At 67.7% G+C, this 17,833-nt stretch carries 13 protein-coding genes and 1 tRNA gene; 9 read left to right on the top strand and 5 right to left on the bottom strand.

Going from position 1 to position 17,833, the window contains the following annotated elements; all coding sequences use genetic code 11:
* Positions 1 to 100 precede the first annotated feature (100 nt).
* Positions 101 to 2,821: an aconitate hydratase AcnA gene (acnA, locus tag EKM57_RS07840; RefSeq protein WP_129791941.1), complete on the top strand. Its 2,721-nt coding sequence runs from the start codon at positions 101 to 103 to the stop codon at positions 2,819 to 2,821.
* A 38-nt stretch (positions 2,822 to 2,859) separates the two neighbouring features.
* Complete coding sequence (locus EKM57_RS07835; protein ID WP_129791940.1) at positions 2,860 to 3,519, top strand: cyclase family protein; 660 nt, start codon at positions 2,860 to 2,862, stop codon at positions 3,517 to 3,519.
* Between the two features lie 127 nt (positions 3,520 to 3,646).
* On the opposite strand, the gene EKM57_RS07830 is transcribed toward EKM57_RS07835, so the two are convergent.
* Positions 3,647 to 4,372 carry a folate-binding protein YgfZ gene (locus EKM57_RS07830; protein WP_129791939.1) on the bottom strand — a complete coding sequence of 242 codons (726 nt, stop codon included), beginning with the start codon at positions 4,370 to 4,372 and terminating at the stop codon, positions 3,647 to 3,649.
* 68 nt (positions 4,373 to 4,440) lie between these two features.
* Here EKM57_RS07830 and pyrC point away from each other — a divergent pair, with 68 nt between their 5' ends.
* On the top strand, positions 4,441 to 5,487 hold the full coding sequence (gene pyrC, locus EKM57_RS07825; RefSeq protein ID WP_129791938.1) for a dihydroorotase: 1,047 nt from the start codon (positions 4,441 to 4,443) through the stop codon (positions 5,485 to 5,487).
* A 57-nt stretch (positions 5,488 to 5,544) separates the two neighbouring features.
* On the opposite strand, the gene EKM57_RS07820 is transcribed toward pyrC, so the two are convergent.
* Positions 5,545 to 6,366, bottom strand: coding sequence for a DUF1134 domain-containing protein (locus tag EKM57_RS07820; RefSeq protein WP_129791937.1), 822 nt, complete (start codon positions 6,364 to 6,366; stop codon positions 5,545 to 5,547).
* A gap of 193 nt (positions 6,367 to 6,559) precedes the next feature.
* On the opposite strand from EKM57_RS07820, the gene EKM57_RS07815 reads away from it, so the two are divergent.
* The 5 genes from EKM57_RS07815 to EKM57_RS07795 all read left to right on the top strand — a co-directional run bounded on the left by EKM57_RS07815 (position 6,560) and on the right by EKM57_RS07795 (position 11,887).
* Positions 6,560 to 6,652 (top strand) — tRNA-Ser (locus tag EKM57_RS07815).
* Positions 6,653 to 6,837: 185 nt separating this feature from the next.
* The gene (locus tag EKM57_RS07810) at positions 6,838 to 8,337 is read left to right on the top strand and encodes an alpha/beta fold hydrolase (RefSeq protein WP_165357265.1); all 1,500 of its coding nucleotides are present in this window, start codon (positions 6,838 to 6,840) and stop codon (positions 8,335 to 8,337) included.
* A gap of 247 nt (positions 8,338 to 8,584) precedes the next feature.
* Positions 8,585 to 9,850: a hypothetical protein gene (locus tag EKM57_RS07805; protein ID WP_129791935.1), complete on the top strand. Its 1,266-nt coding sequence runs from the start codon at positions 8,585 to 8,587 to the stop codon at positions 9,848 to 9,850.
* Positions 9,851 to 9,915: 65 nt separating this feature from the next.
* Entirely contained in the window at positions 9,916 to 11,175 is a 1,260-nt protein-coding gene (gene serS / locus EKM57_RS07800; RefSeq protein WP_129791934.1) for a serine--tRNA ligase, read from the top strand.
* Positions 11,159 to 11,887, top strand: a complete 729-nt coding sequence (locus EKM57_RS07795; protein WP_243450941.1) for an alpha/beta fold hydrolase — start codon at positions 11,159 to 11,161, stop codon at positions 11,885 to 11,887. The genes serS and EKM57_RS07795 overlap by 17 nt, the downstream gene beginning before the upstream one ends.
* A 101-nt stretch (positions 11,888 to 11,988) precedes the next feature.
* On the opposite strand, the gene EKM57_RS07790 is transcribed toward EKM57_RS07795, so the two are convergent.
* The 3 genes from EKM57_RS07790 to EKM57_RS07780 are packed head-to-tail and all read right to left on the bottom strand — an operon-like array spanning position 11,989 to position 15,877.
* Positions 11,989 to 12,393, bottom strand: a complete 405-nt coding sequence (locus EKM57_RS07790) for a thioesterase family protein (protein WP_129791933.1) — start codon at positions 12,391 to 12,393, stop codon at positions 11,989 to 11,991.
* Positions 12,390 to 13,781 (bottom strand): M1 family aminopeptidase, encoded by a 1,392-nt coding sequence (locus EKM57_RS07785; RefSeq protein WP_129791932.1) that lies wholly within the window; start codon positions 13,779 to 13,781, stop codon positions 12,390 to 12,392. The genes EKM57_RS07790 and EKM57_RS07785 overlap by 4 nt, the downstream gene beginning before the upstream one ends.
* Positions 13,778 to 15,877, bottom strand: a complete 2,100-nt coding sequence (locus EKM57_RS07780; RefSeq protein ID WP_129792113.1) for a S9 family peptidase — start codon at positions 15,875 to 15,877, stop codon at positions 13,778 to 13,780. Before EKM57_RS07780 ends, EKM57_RS07785 begins: the two co-directional genes overlap by 4 nt.
* A 152-nt stretch (positions 15,878 to 16,029) precedes the next feature.
* On the opposite strand from EKM57_RS07780, the gene EKM57_RS07775 reads away from it, so the two are divergent.
* The gene (locus EKM57_RS07775) at positions 16,030 to 17,823 is read left to right on the top strand and encodes an aminopeptidase P family protein (protein WP_129791931.1); all 1,794 of its coding nucleotides are present in this window, start codon (positions 16,030 to 16,032) and stop codon (positions 17,821 to 17,823) included.
* The last annotated feature ends 10 nt before the right edge of the window (positions 17,824 to 17,833 follow it).

Genomic DNA, 17,833 nt, shown 5'->3' with positions numbered 1-17,833 from the left:
TCGAGCGGGCTTCTCGTCCGTCAGGAAGCCGCCTTCCCCCTCCGCCGCCACCTTGCTAGAGGCCCGGGCAATCGAACCGCCAATATGATGAGGGCCGCCCATGACCGCCGTCGGACAGGATTCACTGAACACGCGCAGCACCTTCAAGGTCGGCGACAAGAGCTATGCTTATTATTCGCTCGCCAAGGCCGCGGAGCAGATTGGCGACGTGTCGCGGCTGCCCTTTTCGATGAAGGTGCTGCTCGAAAATCTTCTCCGCTTCGAGGACGGCGTTACCGTCACCCGCGACGATATCCAGGCGATCGCCGACTGGCAGAAAGGTCGTCGCTCGGATCGCGAGATCCAGTACCGCCCGGCGCGGGTCCTGATGCAGGACTTTACCGGCGTGCCGGCGGTGGTCGACCTTGCGGCGATGCGTGACGCGATGGCGCAACTCGGCGGCGACCCTCAGCGCATCAACCCGCTCGTCCCCGTCCATCTCGTTATCGATCACAGCGTGATGGTCGACGCCTTCGGGACTCCGACCGCGTTCGAGGAGAATGTCGCGCTCGAATATGAGCGCAACTTCGAGCGTTACCAGTTCCTCAAATGGGGCCAGAGCGCGTTCCGCAATTTCGAGGTCGTTCCGCCGGGCACCGGCATCTGCCACCAGGTCAATCTCGAGTATATCGCGCGGGGCGTCTGGTCTTCGCCCGAAGTCGGCGGCAGCGAGGAGGTGGCCTATCCGGACACCTTGGTCGGCACCGATTCCCACACGACGATGGTCAACGGCCTCGGCGTCCTCGGCTGGGGCGTCGGCGGTATCGAGGCGGAAGCGGCGATGCTCGGCCAGCCGGTCTCCATGCTGCTTCCCGAGGTTGTCGGTTTCCGCCTGACCGGGGAGCTCAGGGAAGGGATCACTGCGACCGACCTGGTTCTGACCGTCACGCAGATGCTTCGCAAGCATGGCGTGGTCGGCCGCTTCGTCGAATTTTATGGGCCTGGCGTGTCCGCCTTGAGCCTCGCCGATCGGGCCACCATCGGGAACATGGCGCCGGAATATGGCGCGACCTGCGGCTTCTTTCCGATCGACCGCAAGGCGATCGACTATCTGCGCCTCACCGGCCGCACCGAGGAGCAGATCGCCCTCACCGAAGCCTATTGCCGGGCGCAGGGCCTGTGGCTGGAGCCTGATGCGCCGGAGCCCTTCTTCACCGAGACGCTGGCGCTCGACATGTCGACGGTCGAGCCCAGCCTCGCCGGGCCCAAGCGGCCGCAGGACAAGGTCGTGCTGTCGCGGGTCGACGATGAGTTCGTCTCGAATTTCACCTCGGAATATGGCCAGGACATCGGCCGTCTGAAGCGGCGCTGCCCGGTCGAGGCCGACGCAGGCGCCAATGGCGGGCTCGAGCAGACCGAGACGCTCGGCCACGGCGACGTCGTCATTGCCGCGATCACGAGCTGCACCAACACGTCGAACCCGGCGGTGCTGATCGCCGCAGGCCTCGTCGCGCGCAAGGCCAGGCAGAAGGGTCTGCAGCGCAAGCCTTGGGTGAAGACCAGCCTCGCGCCTGGCTCGCAGGTAGTGACCGATTATCTCGTGAAGGCCGGCCTTCAGGACGACCTGAACGCTCTGGGCTTCAATCTCGCCGGCTATGGCTGCACTACCTGCATCGGCAATTCGGGGCCGCTGCCCGAGCCGATCAGCAAGGCGATCCACAAGAATGACCTGGTTGCCGCCTCGGTCCTCTCCGGCAACCGTAACTTCGAGGGGCGGGTGAGCCCCGACGTGCGCGCCAACTATCTGGCCTCGCCGCCTCTCGTCGTCGCTTATGCGATCAAGGGAACGGTGATCGAGGACATGGTCGAATGCCCGATCGGCACCGGCAAGGATGGCGAGGACGTGTTCCTCAAGGACATCTGGCCGAGCAATGACGAGGTGCGCCGGCTGATCGACACCTACGTTCATGGCGAGATGTTTCGCGAGCGCTACGCCAACGTCTATGCCGGCGACGACAAGTGGCGGAATATCGAGGTGGCCGGCGGCGATACCTATGCCTGGCCCGCAGGATCGACCTACATCGCCAATCCGCCCTATTTCGAAGGCATGTCGATGACTCCGACCCCTCCGGGCGACGTGATCGACGCCCGGCCGCTCGCCATCCTCGGCGACAGCATCACCACCGACCACATCAGCCCCGCCGGCGCGATCAAGCTGGACAGCCCGGCCGGCAAATATCTGACGGAGCATCGGGTCGGCCGCGCCGAGTTCAACAGCTACGGTGCCCGCCGGGGCAATCACGAAGTGATGATGCGCGGCACCTTCGCGAACATCCGGATCAAGAACAAGATGGTCCCGGGCGTGGAGGGAGGCATTACGCGCCACATCCCGAGCGGCGCCCAGATGCCGATCTACGACGCCGCCATGCTCTACAAGCAATCCGGCACGCCCCTCGTCGTCGTCGCCGGCAAGGAATATGGCACCGGATCGTCGCGCGATTGGGCGGCAAAGGGCACTCGCCTTCTGGGCGTTCGCGCTGTCATCGCCGAAACCTATGAGCGGATCCACCGCTCGAACCTGGTCGGGATGGGCGTGCTTCCGCTTCAGTTCCTCGGTGAGGTGCCGGAATTTGACGGGAGCGAGACGTTCACCATCACCGGATTTGCCGACCTGAAGCCGCGCCAGGAGATCGAAGTCGAGGTCACTCGCGCCGACGGCACCAGGCACAAGCTGCCGGTGCGCGTGCGGATCGATACCGCCAACGAGCTCGAATATTTCCGGCACGGCGGCATCCTCAACTTCGTGCTCCGCTCGCTCGCCGGCGGGAACTCGGCGGCCTGATCCCTGCGAGATCGTCGCACGATCGCTAGGAGGACGGCATTCCCCATCTGATCGACCTCAGCCATTCGATCGAGAACGGCATGACCACCTACAAGGGGCTGCCGGCGCCGCACATTTGCGATTATTGGGAGCGGGAGCACTCCGCCGCTTTCTTTGACGACGGATCGACCTTTCAGATCGGCCGGATCGACATGGTGGCCAATACCGGCACCTATCTCGATGCGCCGTTTCACCGATATGCCGACGGCGACGACCTCGCGGGGCTGGCGCTGGACCGGCTGGCGGCGCTGCCCGGCCTCGTCGTGCGCGCCGGACCCGCGGAGCTGGCGATCGGCGTCGAGGCCTTCGAGCGGCTCGACGTGGCGGGCAAGGCGGTGCTCGTCCATAGCGGCTGGGACCGTCACTGGCGAAGCCCGGCCTATTTCGAGAATCATCCCTTCCTCACCGAGGCAGCGGCACGGCTTCTCGCGGACCGGGGCGCCCGGCTGGTCGGGATCGACAGCTACAATATCGATGACACCCGCACCCGCTCGCGCCCTGTCCACACGATCCTGCTCGGCGCCGGTGTGCTGGTCTGCGAGCATATGACCAACCTCGGCAGCCTACCCGACCAGGGCTTCGCCTTCACCGCCGTACCGCCGAAGGTGGTCGGAATGGGCACCTTCCCGGTCCGCGCTTTCGCCCAGGTCATGCGCTGACCTTACCCGTCGCCCCGGCGAAGGCTGGGGCCCAAGCGGCCGATGGGCAATCTGTCAGGCGCCGAAAGCTGATCCCGATATCGCTTCGATGCCGGCCTTGGTTGGAATGACGACCGGCGGAGCGTGGCTAACCCGCCAGCGCCGGCGCCAGCCAGTCGGGGATGATCGCGCCGGAGAGATCGTCGGTGCGGCGGTGCTCGACGGCGAAACCGAGCTCGGGATAATGGATCCGCGTCCGCTCCCCCGGCGTGTCGGTCGGCGCCACCACAAGCCGCCGATTGACCTTGTTGCGATAGTTCATCCGGGCGGTGTTCTCCTGCCCGACATAGCAGCCCTTCTCGAAGCTGACGCCGTTCAGCTCCTTCGCATTGCATTCGAGCCACAAGGTCTTGTCCGAGCCGAGCTCGGCGATGCCTTCGGTGACACCGAGCGGCAGCCGGTGGCTCCGCCATGCTTCGTCCGCGCCTCCCCCGCCGTCGGCTGGGGCGAGCCAGCGGCGGCCGAGCGCACAAAGGCGCGGGTCGGGAACGCCTTCCTTTGCGTCGGCCGACCAGTGGACGCACAGCTCCGTCTCGCGCTCGATCCGGATCGGCCGGCGCAACCGGTAGAGGGTGAGGCGCCGGGCCAGGTCCCCGGCCGCCTCACGCTCGCAGTCGACCAGAACGTCCTCGCCGTCCGCCCAGAGGATGAAATCGAACAACGCCTTGCCCTGCGGCGAGAGAAGGCCCGCCCAGGCCGGCCGGTCCGGAGTCAGGGCGGCGACGTCGTTGGTCACCAGCCCCTGAAGGAAGCCGCGCACATCCTCCCCGGAAAGGCGGATCAGCGCGCGCTCGACGAGGGTGGTCCCGGCCATGGTCCTCAGTTAGGGAGGCGCGGGTCCAAAGGAAAGCCGGCGCAAGGGAAAGCCGGCAAGGAAAAGACGTGAGTTCATCCAACCGCCTCGAAATACGTCGCCCCGACGATTGGCACGTCCACTTGCGCGACGGCGAGATGCTCCAGGCGGTGGCCGGCTTCACCGCCCGCACCTTCGCCCGGGCGATCGTGATGCCCAACCTCGTCCCGCCAGTCATCGATGTCGCCGCGGCGCAGGCCTATCGCGGGCGCATCCTCGCCGCTCTGCCGGCGGGAAACGGCTTCACGCCGCTCATGACCTGCTATCTCACCGATCGCGCCGATCCGGCCGAGATTGCGCGCGGCCACGAAGAGGGGGTGTTCGCCGCCTGCAAGCTCTACCCGGCCAATGCGACGACCAATTCCGCGCTCGGCGTGACCGACATCCGCAATCTCTATCCGGCGCTCGAGGCCATGCAGCGTATCGGCATGCCGCTGCTGGTCCATGGCGAGGTCACGGATCCCGCCGTCGACATCTTCGATCGCGAGGCGGTGTTCATCGACAAGATCCTGGCCCCGCTGCTTCAAGACTTCCCGGCCCTCAAGGTCGTCCTCGAACATATCACGACCGCCGAGGCGGCGGCGTTCGTCGAGGCCGCGGACGCCCGGGTTGGGGCGACGATCACGCCGCACCACCTCCTGATGAACCGCAACGCCCTGTTCGAAGGCGGCCTGCGGCCCCATGCTTATTGCCTGCCGGTCGCCAAGCGCGAGCGCCATCGCCTCGCCGTCCGCCGCGCCGCAGTTTCAGGCTCGCCGAAATTCTTCCTCGGCACCGACAGCGCCCCTCATTCGATCGAGCGCAAGGAATCCGGCTGCGGCTGCGCCGGCATCTTCAACGCGCCCTTCGCTATCGAAAGCTATGCAGCGGTCTTCGAAGCGGAAGGGGCCCTCGACAAGTTCGAGGCCTTCGCGTCCGAGAACGGCCCCCGCTTCTATGGGCTGCCGCCGAACGAGGAACGGATCGTCCTCGAGCGCGCTCCCGTCACCGTGCCGGAATCGATTGCCGCCGCGGGCTCGCGGCTGATCCCGTTCCAGGCCGGCGAAACCCTGCCCTGGCGTATTGCAGAAGGTTGAACCGACGCCTTGCCCGTCTTGGGCGGTTCGACCCGCCCGGCCTCCGAGGCGACTTGGTTAGAAAGGCAGCCAGCGATTGCGCTCGGAGAAGCGCATGTAGCCGGCATTGATTCCGAGCCGCAGGCCGACGCCCAGGCGGATCGGGATCAGCACGATGTCGCCGTGCCGCATATATTGCGCGGTGAAGCCGCCGACGAAATAGGCATTGCCTTCGGCGCCGGGGAAGCGGCGGAACAGGTCCTGGCTGTCGTGCAGGTTGTAGACCAGCACGAACACCTTGTTGGCGTCCGCGCCGACGTCGAAGCCGATCGACGGGCCGGTCCAGTAGACGACGCGGTCCCCTTCGATCTGGTGGCGCATGGTGCCCGATCCGTAGCGCACTCCGAGGACGAACGCCCCGCTTGCTTCCTGCCCGGAAATATAGGCGGTCGGCTCGCCCTGCTCGCGCAGGATGTTCTCGAGGATGCCGGCGAGCCCCTCGGCGCCGCGGCCGAACAGACCCTCGGCGGCGGTGAATACGTCCTCACGCGGAACGGTGCTTGCGGGCGCCGCTGCCCCGGCAGCCGTCGGAGCCGTTTCGGCGCGCTCGGCATAGGGGTCGGCGGTCTGCGGGTCCGATGCGTAGGAATCGGCCTGGTTGGATTCGGTCGGCACCCAGACCGAATCCGACGACGTGGAGGAGGAATCCGCCTCCCATTCCGATCCGGTCGCCGGCACATCCGTCGCCGTCCCGTCCGCGGGTTCGGCGAGCCATTGGTCCTCGGGCGCCGCCTGGTAGCTGTCGGCCTGGTTGGGGTCGATCGTCTGCATCTGCGCGAAGGCGGGCGCGGCGAGGCCGAGCGCCGCGGCCCCCGCCAGATTCACGAATGATTTCAGCATCTCTGTTCCCCACACGCTCCGGCGGTAAGAATAGACGATGCGGGGCTTTCCCTTCAATGAACGGGCGGCGACCTGAGTCGATAATGAGGCGGAACGAGTCCGATTTCTTCCCGGCGGCCTGACTCAAGGGGCGCCGTTCCTCAGTTGAACCTTTGGAATCGCCCCTATATAGGCGGTCAGCCTTGGGCCTCTCGGAGACGTGGGTGAGTGGCTGAAACCAGCGGTTTGCTAAACCGCCGTAGGGGGATTACTCCTACCGAGGGTTCGAATCCCTCCGTCTCCGCCAGCTTGCGCTCGTCCGATCCGGGGCGACCATAAGCCCTCTTCGCGAACATTGTCCGGCGATGAACATGCGCCTGTCCGGCTGCGGACAGCGGTGTGCGGCCGCGGGGCGTCTCTCCCTCTGCCGAGGCCGGGCATGATTCTTGCTGCATCCGAACCGACTGGGAGGATATGGCGATAATGAGGGCGTTGAGCAAACGAGGGGTCCTTGCAGCTATTGCCTTGCTCGTCGGCGCGGCGCATTCGATCGAGGTCGATGCGGTCACGCCGGCGCGCGCTGAGCGGCTCACCCTGGCTCCCTGCCTCGTCGCGGCCGAAAGCCCCGACCGACAGGCGCCGGCGGAAGAGAGCCATCCTGCCCGCTGCGGCACCTTTCTCGTGCCGGAGAACCGTTCCGGCGAGGGGGACAGGATGCTCCCGCTTCGCGTCGTCGTCTTGCCGTCGCGCACCGCGCAGGCCCGAGAGCCGGTCTATATCCTCGCGGGCGGTCCCGGCCAGGCGGCGAGCGAATCCGCCTCAGGCTATGCGCTCGCCCGCTATCGTGACGATCGCGACGTCGTGCTGATGGACGTGCGGGGAACGGGAGAGGGCCATCGACTCGACTGCCGCCTCGGCGGCTCGGACGAGGACCTTCAGGCCTGGCTGGAGCCGCTTTTCGCCGAGGGGGCCCTTTATGCCCGATGCCGGGCCGAGCTCGAACGGATTGCGGACCTCACCCAATATACGACCGAGAATGCGATGCGCGATCTCGACGAGCTGCGCGAGGCCCTCGGCCACGAGCGGATCGCCCTGGACGGCGGCTCCTATGGGACACGCGCCGCTCTGGTCTACATCCGGCTGTTCCCGCAGCGAGTCCATGCCGCCATCCTCGCCAGCCTCGTCCCGGTCGAGAATCGCGCTCCGCTCTTCCACGCCGCCGCGGCGCAGCGCGGTTTCGATCTTGTGGCGGACCAGTGCGCGGCCGAGCCGGCGTGCCGCGCCGCTTTTCCCGACGTGCGCGGCGACCTCCTCGCCGTGCTGGAGCGGCTGCGAAAGGCTCCCGCCACTGTCGAGGTTCGTCATCCGGTAACGGATGTTCCTGAACGGATCAGCCTCGGCGCGGCGGCTTTCGCCGACGCGTTGCGGGTCATGCTCTATTCGGCGCAGACGGGCCGGCGCGTCCCGCTTCTCCTCAGCCGCGCACGGGCAGGCGATCTCGCGCCGTTCGCGGAGACGGCGCTGACGCACAGCCGAGGCATGACACGATCGATTCGGCTCGGCCTCCTCCTCGCATTCACCTGCAGCGAGGATGTTTGGCGGATCCGCCCCGAGGAGGTGGCTCGGGAGACGGCGGGGAGCTTCATCGGCGCCAGCCGCGTGCTCGGACAAATGGCGGCATGCGACGGCTGGCCGCGCGGGGCCGTCGGGGACGATTACTACCGGCCGCTCCGGGCGGACGTGCCGGCTTTGCTCGTCTCCGGCGCTATAGACCCGGTGACGCCGCCGAGCTGGGGAGAGGTGGCGCGCCGCTCGTTGCCCAACAGCCTTCACCTCGTCATGCCGGGAGCTCACGTGCCGTGGAGCGAGTGCGTCGACGCGATCGCCGCGGCCTTCCTGCGCGCCGGCCGGGTCGAGGGGCTCGATACTGGCTGCGTCCAGGCCGAGCGCCTGCCGCCCTTCGAGCTGCCCGCTCCACAGGCCACGCCGTGACAGCCCAGGCGGTGCAGCGGGGCTGCCGGCCGAGGAAGACAGGACAGGCAGCTTGATGCGCGGTCGCCGGGAGACTAGCTAGCCTGCCGACGAGATTTCCTGCGCGCTGCGCCTCCAGAACGCTTCCCGACCGCCGCAACAATCCCTTCCGCCCGGGAACGGCTGTGACCGCACTGCCTTGGATGTCCGCGAGGGATCGAAAGCAGAGATTGGCAATGACGCGTGGCATGGAAGGGGAGCGAGGCTCTTGAGAGCATTCCTGCGCTTCTCCCTCGCCGTCGGAATGCTGCTGGCGGTGCTCCTCCTCATCCTGGGTGCGCTGGCGTTGAGCCGTGCTCCGGCAGTCCCGATGACACCGACGCCTTCCCCGCAGGAGCTCGCGGCCGGTGGGCGGGCGCTGGTCGCGCTCAAGGCCGCGCGCCTGACCGGCCGGGGCGAAGTCGAGGTCGGACAGGCGGGCTTGCGCGGCCTGGCAGCGATCACCAGCCGTACGACCGGCGTGGAGCGTCTGCGCTTCGCGCTCCATCCCGACCGTGTCGCCATCGAGGCGAGCCACGAGCTGGGAGCGGGATTCTGGGCTAACGGCAGGCTGTCTGCCTTTCCGGCGGGCGCCGATCCGCCGCCGATACGCCTCTCGGTCGGTCGCCTCACCCTCCCCGCCAGGGCGACTCCCGCGGCAATGCGCGCCGCACGGTGGGCGCTCGGCATCGACCCGGCCGATGGCCCGCCGGTCGAGCATATCGTCCGCAGCCTGTCGATAGACGAAGGACGGGTCGCGGCCGACCTCCGGCTTCCGACCGGCAGCGGCGGAATGGCCCGCGCGCTCGCCGGCCTCCGGTCGGGATCGATCGACACCGGGGGCGTGCGGGGCGCCTATTGCCGGCTCGGCGAGCTTCAACGCCGCGATCCCCAATCCTCGCTCGCGGTACAGGTGAGACGCGCCTTCCGTGGCGCGGACGGAGAGGCCGTCGCGGACAGCAGGGCAGCGTTCGTCGCCTTGGCGATGATGACCGTCGATCCCGAAGTGGGCGGGCTCGCAGGCCTTGCGCCCGATGCGGTTGCCGATTGCGCGGCCGGCGGACCCGAGATCCGGCTCGCCCGCCGCGCCGACCTGGCAAAGCACTGGGCGCTCTCCGCCGCCTTGGCCGCGTTGTTCGGCGACGGTGCTGCACGGCTGGCGGGGATCTGGAAGGAAAAGGCGGATAGCGGCTCAGGCGGGTCCGGCTTCTCGTTCGTCGACCTCGCGGCGGATCGTTCGGGCTTGCTCGCCGCCCGGCGGGCGCGCCAGCCGCGGACCGCCGCCTCGGCCGCAGCCTTCCTCGCCTCCGCGACCGAAGCGACGCTGCTCCCCACCCCGCTGCGGGCACTTCCGGAGGGCCTGGCCGAGCGCGATTTCGCCGCCCGCTTCGGGTCGGAGCAGGATCCCCGCTTCCGGTCGATCGTCCGGACCATCGACGCGGAGCTGGAGCAAAGCTGGCAGTCCGTCGGTGGGACCGGGGCGGCGACGCCGTGAACCGGGGGCTTGTCCGCTCCTCACGACCTTGATTTTTGTCCGGCCCGCCCGCAGGTGTGGCCGCCATGTTGAGCCTCCCCTTCATCCGAGAGAATGTCGACGCCGTCCGCACGGCCATCGCGCAGAAGGGCGTCGGGCTGGATCTCGACACCTTGCTCGCCCTCGACGCCGAGGTGCGCGAGGTGAAGACCCGCGCCGACGAGCTGAGGCGCCAGCGCAATGCGATCAGCGACGGCTTCAAGAGCGCCCCGCCCGAGGAACGTCCGACGCTCGGTCAAAAGGCGAAGGCGGTCGGCGCGGAGATTTCGGCGCTCGAGGGGGAGCTGGGCGAGAAGCAGTCGCGATTGGACGCCTTGCTGCTGCGGGTGCCGAACATTCCCTGGGAAGGCGCTCCGGTCGGCCCCGACGAAAGCGCCAATGTCGTCGTCCGCCATGAAGGCCGCATCCCGGAATTCGATTTCGAGCCGCTCGACCATGTCGCCCTGATCGAGAAGAACGACTGGGCCGATCTCGCCCGCATCACCCAGGTGGCCGGTTCCCGCACTTACTGTCTCAAGGGGCGGCTGGCGTTGCTGGAGCAGGCGCTGCTGCTGTGGGCGCAGCGGCGTCTGGCCGCGGACGGCTTCACGCTCATGACCGTGCCTGCTTTGGCGCGGCCGCATGCCTTCGTGGCCACCGGGCACTTTCCCGGTCACGAGGAGGAAGCCTATCATATCCCCGCCGACGAGCTCTATCTCGCCGGCACCGGCGAGATTGCGCTGACCAGCCTCCATTCGGGCGAGATCATCGAGCCGGACCGTCTGCCCATCCTCTATGCGGGCTATTCGCCCTGCTTCCGCCGCGAGGCGGGCAGCGCCGGTCGGGACGTGCGCGGGCTGCTGCGCGTCCACCAATTCTACAAGCTCGAGCAATATGTGATCTGCCGCGACGATCCGGAGGAGAGCGCGCGCTGGCACCAGCGCCTCCTCGCCAATGCCGAAGGCCTGCTGAAGGATCTCGAAATTCCCTATCAGGTGATCGAGGCTTCGACCGGCGACATGGGCACCGGCAAGTATCGAATGAACGACATCGAAAGCTGGGTGCCCTCGCTCGGAAAATATCGCGAAACCCATAGCTGCTCGACGCTGCACGACTGGCAGGCTCGCCGCGCGAACCTGAGGTGGCGCGACGAGGAGCGCAAGGTCCGCTTCGTCCACACCCTGAACAATACCGCGCTGGCGACGCCGCGGATCCTCGTTCCACTGCTCGAGAACCACCAGACCGCCGACGGGCGGGTGCGGCTGCCCGCGGCCTTGCACGAGCTGATGGATGGCGAATATCTCTGAGCCGCGCGACACCAGGCCGCCGCCGGCCTGGATGCTGCTGCGTGAGTGCGCGGCGCTGATGGCGCGATTCTACCGGGCCTTTGGCGCTATGGGCGAGCGTGGCCCCGCCGATGGGCCCAAGCTGATGGTGATCCCCGGCTTCCTCGCCACCGATCGGACCACGCTCGGCCTTCAGCGCGCCCTCGCCGAGGCCGGCTATCGCGTGACGGGATGGGGCCTCGACCTCAACTCCGGCGCCCGTGCCGACACGATCGAGCGGATCGTCGAACGGCTCGAGCGCTTCGGCGCCGGCGAGCCGGTGATCCTCGTCGGCTGGAGTCTGGGCGGGATCTACGCGCGCGAGGTGGCCAAGACACGGCCGGATCTCGTCGCCAAAGTGGTGACGATGGGCTCGCCTTTCTCGGGCAACCGGCGCGCCAACAATGTCTGGCGACTCTATGAGCTGGTCGCCGGCCATCCGGTCGACGATCCGCCCATCGCCACCGTGCTCGAAGAGAAGCCGCCGGTTCCGACTCTGGCTCTATGGTCGCGCCAGGACGGGATCGTCGCGGTCGACTGCGCACGGGGGGAAGCCGGCGAGCGTGACCATCATGTCGAGCTGGACTGCAGTCACATGGGTTTCGCCGTCAGCGCCCGCGCCTTTCCCGGCATCGTCGAGGCGATCCGCAGCTTTGCACCGCCCTCGTCGCATGAGGAAGAGCGCGCCGCCTAGAGCAGGACCGAGCGGTTCGAGTCGGTTCGATCGCTGTAAAGCCTCGAGTTGTTGCGTCTCCAGGCCGGCAGGCATGCCCGCTTCGTCTGCTGATCCGCCTGCTATGAGCCGCCGCGCTCGAGGAAGGGCGCCGCAACCTCCGGTGGCACGCGGATCGGCCGGCCGCTGGCTCTGTCGATGATCGCCCACGTCGTCTTCGCCCGCACCCGCACCTTCCCGTCCTCTCCGACGAACTCGACGTGGCGGTCGAAGCGCGCCCCCTTAGGCGATTCGCCGACCCAGGTCCGCCCCGTCACCGTCTCGCCCGGGCCGACCGCGCGCAGATAGTCGATCTCGTGCCGCGTCACGACCCAGACAAAAGCGTCGACATGGGCCCGCGGCGCGACAGCATGCCAGTGCGCCGTCGCCATGTCCTGGATCCAGCGAACCCAGGCGGCATTGTTGACGTGCCCGAGTTCATCGATGTCCGCCGGCCGGGCGGTAATCTTCCGCTCGAAGGGCGTCATTGCAGCCTCGGCGTGCCGTCCTGCCCGACGGTGAAGGCTATGCCCGCTCGGGTGAAGAGGGCGGTCAGCGCCGCCTTCGGATCGTCCGCGCCGCGGTCGATCAGCCGGCCGATCGAGTCGGACAGCATCGGGTCTCCCGAGGCGCGATCGAGCGCCGCCAGCCATTCCTCGCGAGTGACCACCTTGTCCCGGCGATTGGCGTCGATCAGCTTGCGGACGAAGTCTGCGAACGGGCGTCCCGACGCGGCCTCGGCCACCAGGCCGAATACGGCGCCGCAGGCATAATATGCACGGTGCTCGTTGCGCTGCTCGGCGGCGGCGATGCCGCGGCCGGCGGTCAAAGCGGCGCAATCGTCGACCGCCGCCTGCAACGCGCCGCGCGCGTCGTAGGCCGGATCGACCGCGGGAACCGCCCGGATGGCCAGCAGGTCGGCGCCGCCTTCCGTGATCCAGGCATCCCGCGAATATTGGTAGGTGACCGCCTGGCCGAGCCAGAAATGGGCGCCTTCGTGGGCGATGAACCACAGCCCTTCGCGCCGTACTGCCTCGCTTTCCTCGACGACACCGGCACCTTCATAGGTCATGGCGATCAGCCCCGGCAGGACGCTTCCGCCCATGCTGGTGAGGCGCGGCGTCGCACCGGCCCAGCTCACCATCAGGGTCGGCTTGGGCCCCGGCGCCGGCCCGAGCGCCGCGGCATAGCCGGCCAGGATTCGCGGCGTGTCTCCGAGCAGGCTGCGTCGGATCCAGCCGGGCAAGGCCGGATCGATGATCGCCGCCAGCGCCTCGGTGGCCACCGGCTCGGCCGGGCCGAACAGCACGTAGGTCCCGTCATCGTCGTCGAGGCTGACGGCCGCGACCCGCCGGCCCCGATGAAGGACCTCGCCGGCCGTGTCGCGAAACGTCACGCGGGTCGGATCGATCGCCACCTCGCTGTCGCCCAGATCGATCGGCAGCCGCTCCGCCCGCTGCGCCGACCGGAGCGGGAAGGCATCGAACTGCTCGCTGTACAGCGCCACGGATCCGTCGGTGAACGAGAGGGCCGGATCGTAATCGGCGATGAGGTCGCCGGTAAAGGGCGCGAACTTGATCCTTATCCGTTCGGGCAACGGCCGGCCGTTCTCGGCGGCGAGGACGTCATAATGACCTCGCCGCTCGATCCGGACGCCCGGCGTCTCGACCGTCCAGCTCATCGGCCGCCACGGGCGCGCGCCGTTCCGGGTGACGGAAGATCGGACAAAGGCCCAGGCGGCGGCCCGCCGGGGAAAGTGGAAGTCCGCCGTCCACTCGGCTCCGCTGCGGCTGACCGCCACTTCGATCGGGCTGGCGGAGGAAGAGGGACTTGCCGCGAAGGCGAGCAGGAGAATCGCGGCCACGAACTTGGTCATCGCGCCTCTTCGGCACCCATCTGGGTCAGGATGAAGGCATAGGCCTCGGCCACCTCGCGCAGCCGCGTCCAGCGGCCCGACTGACCGCCATGGCCGGCGCCCATATTGGTTTTGAGCAGCAGCAGATTGTCGTCCGTCTTGGTCGCACGCAGCCGCGCCGCCCATTTGGCCGGCTCCCAGTAGGTGACCCGCGGATCGTTGAGGCCGCCGGTGATCAGCATCGGCGGATAGGCTTGCGGGCGGACGTTGTCGTAGGGCGAATAGGAGCGGATATATTCGAACGCGGCGCGGTCGGTGATCGGATTGCCCCATTCGTTCCACTCGCCCGGGGTCAGCGGAAGGCTCTCGTCCAGCATCGTGTTGAGCACGTCGACGAAGGGCACGTCGGCGACCACTGCGCCCCACAGGTCCGGGTCCGAATTGACCACGGCCCCCATCAGCTCGCCGCCCGCCGATCCGCCCTGGATCGCGATATTTCCGGCGCGCGTATAGTTCCGCTCGATGAGGCCGCGGGCGGCGTCGACGAAGTCGCTGAATGTGTTGGTCCGCCGGTCGAGCTTGCCGTCGAGATACCATTGATAGCCGAGATCGTCCCCGCCGCGGATATGGGCAATGGCGAAGGCATAGCCCCGGTCGAGCAGACTCAGCCGGTTGGTGCTGAAGCCGGGTGGAAAGGCAAAGCCGTAGGCGCCGTAGGCGTAGAGGAACAGGCGGCCCTGCCCGTTTCGCTCGAAGCCCTTCCTGTACACGATCGACACCGGCAGCTGGCGCCCGTCGCGGGTCGGGACGGTGATTCGCTCGGTGACATACCGGGCGGGATCGTAGCCGGACGGGATCTGCTGGACCTTGCGGGTTTCCAGCCGGTCCTCGGCGGGATGATAATCGTACACCGTCGGCGGCGTCACCATCGATGCGTAGTTCAGCCGGTAGGCGTCGGGCGCATATTCGGGATTGCTGCCGAGCGAGACGGTGTAGCTCGCCTCCTGGAAGGGAATGCGCCGCTCGCTGCCGTCATAGCCGCGCAGCCGGATCTGATCGAGGCCGTCGACCCGCTCGGTAACGACCAGATGGTCGCGAAAGGCGGCAATGCCGCGCAGATAGACCGAGTCCGATCCGGCGATCACCTCGCGCCACTCGCCGGGAGCCTCCGGCGACGCCTCGGCAAGGCGGAAATTGACGTGATTGTCGTTGGTGAGGATCCACAGCCGGCCGTGGCTCGCATCGACCGAATATTGGATGTTCGGCCGCCGCCTCGCCACCAGCAATGGCTCCGCGTCGGGATCGTCTGCGGGCACCAGCCGGATCTCGTTCGAGACGTTCTCGCCGCTGTTGATCAGGATGTAGCGGCGGTCCTGGCTATGACCCACGCTCACCGTGAAGGCGACGTTCTCCGTCTCCTCATAGACGGTGCGGTCGTTTTCGACCGGCTCGCCGAGCCGGTGGAACCGGGCCCGATAGCTGCGCCAATTCTCGTTCACTTCGGTGAACAGGACGCCGCGGCTGTCCGCGGTCCACACCGGCGCGCCGATTCCGACGTCGGTCACCGTCTCGACGTCGCGGCCGCTTTCGAGATCGCGGATCCGCAGCTGGTACCGCTCGGACCCGTCATCGTCGACCATGATCGCGGCAAAGCGGCCGTCCGGGCTCACCTCGAGCGCGCCCAGCTGGAAATACTGCTTCTCGGCCGCCTCGGCCGGCTCGTCGAAGATCACCTGCGACTCTCCGCCGGCCACCGGCCGGCGATACCAGGTGCGATATTGCGCCCCCGGCTGGAATGCCCACCAATAGAGCCAGTTGCCTTCGCGCACCGGCACGGAGCTGTCGTCTTCCTGGATGCGTCCGCGCATCTCGTGGAACAAGGTGTCGATCAGCGGCTGGTGCGGCGCCATGGCCGCCTCGAAATAGGCGTTCTCGGCGCGCAGATAGGCGAGCACGTCCTCGTCGTCGACATTCGGGTAGGACGGGTCCTTCAGCCAGTGCCACGGATCGTCGACTCGGATTCCGTGATGCTCGAAGGAATGCGGGCGCTGCTCGGCGCGCGGCGGTGCGGGCAGATCGGCGGTGCGGCCTGAGCCGGACGAGGTCGAGGGGGTCATCGATTCCCTTTGTGGTTGGTCCTGGGCCGCGAGCGGAGCCGCGATCATCAGCAGGCACATGGTCAGAATTCGCATGATGGTTCCCACCCCCGCTAGCGCGGCGTGCCCGGCGCGATTATCTCGGGCGATAGACGCCAATCGGGAAAATGCAAATGTCCACCTATGCCGCCCGCCTCGCCGCGCTTCGCGAGCAACTGAAGTCCGACCGACTCGACGGCTTCGTCGTGCCGCTCACCGACGAGCATATGAGCGAATATGTCGGCAGCTACGCCCAGCGCCTGGCCTGGTTGACCGGGTTCCAGGGCTCGGCCGGATCCGCCGTGGTGCTGCCCGAACAGGCGGCGATCTTCGTCGATGGCCGCTACACGCTGCAGGTGCGGGCCCAGGTCGATGGCGAGCATTGGAGCTATCAGTCGGTCCCGGAGACCAGCATCGCCGACTGGCTGAAGGCGAACGCGCCACAAGGGGCGCGGATCGGCTATGATCCTTGGCTTCATACGAGGGATTGGGTCGAAAAGGCCCGGGAAGCGCTTGCCGACAAGGGGGCCGAACTGGTGCCGGTGCGACGCAACCCGGTGGATGCCGTCTGGGCCGACAAGCCGGAGCCCTCGCGGGCGCGCCTCATCGTCCACTCCGACAGCCTTGCCGGCCGCTCGTCGGCCGCCAAGCGACAGGAGATGGCCGACTGGCTGAAATCCCAGAAGGCGGACTCGGCAGTGCTCGCGGCCCTCGATTCCATTGCCTGGACCCTCAACGTGCGCGGCCAGGATGTCGAGCATACTCCCGTCGCTCTGTCGTTCGCCGTCGTCCACGCGGACGGCACCGCCGATCTGTTCGTCGATTCGGAGAAGGTCGGACCGGACGTGCGGCAGCATCTCGGCAACGGCGTACGGCTGCACGAGCGCCACGCATTCGAACCCTGGCTGGCGGGGCAGGGCGGCAAGGTGGTCGCGGTCGATCCGGAACGCTCGGTAGCGGCGATTTTCGGGGCGCTCGACAAGGCGGGTGCCAAGGTGATCGCCCGACGCGACCCCTCCGTTCTACCGAAGGCGATCAAGAATGAAGTCGAGATAGCGGGCCATCGCGCCGCCCAGGCGCGCGACGGCGCGGCTCTGTCCCGCTTCCTCCACTGGCTCTCGGTCGAGGCGCCCAAGGGCGGGGTGGACGAACTCGGCGCCGCGGCGAAGCTGCATGCGTTGCGGCAGGCCTGCGGCGACCTTCGCGATCTGAGCTTCGACACCATCTCGGGCGCGGGCCCGAACGGCGCGATCGTCCACTATCGCGTGACCGAAGAGACGAACCGGCCGCTCGAGCGCGATTCCCTCTACCTCGTCGATAGCGGCGGCCAGTATCCGGACGGAACCACCGACGTTACCCGCACCGTCGCGATCGGCACGCCGAGCGCGGAGATGCGCGACCGCTTCACTCGCGTCCTCAAGGGCCATGTTGGCGTCGCGCGGGCAATCTTCCCCGACGGCACGCGGGGCAGCCAGCTCGACAGCCTTGCCCGGCAATATCTCTGGCAGGCGGGGCTCGATTATGCCCACGGCACCGGTCACGGAGTCGGAAGCTTTCTCTCCGTCCATGAGGGGCCGCAGCGTATCTCGCCGGCCGGCAGCGGCCAGCCCGGAGGAGACGAGCCGCTGCGCGCCGGAATGATCCTCTCGAACGAGCCCGGCTATTACAAGACCGGCGCCTACGGCATTCGGGTCGAGAATCTCGTCCTCGTCGTGGCCCGCGAGATCGAGGGCGCGGAAAGGAAGATGCTCGGCTTCGAGACACTCACCTTCGCGCCGATCGATCGCGCCCTCATCGAAACCGGAATGCTCTCGCCCGGGGAGCGCAACTGGATCGACCGCTATCACGCCAAGGTGCTCGAGGTCGTGGGGCCGCAGCTCGAAGGGGAGGTACGCGCCTGGCTCGAGGCGCAGTGCGCCCCGCTCTGATGCGATCGGC

Source organism: Sphingosinicella sp. CPCC 101087 (assembly GCF_004151485.1).
Classification (GTDB): domain Bacteria; phylum Pseudomonadota; class Alphaproteobacteria; order Sphingomonadales; family Sphingomonadaceae; genus Allosphingosinicella.
The sequence above is the reverse complement of the archived record's forward strand: the minus strand, read 5'-3'. Positions and strand labels throughout refer to the sequence as shown.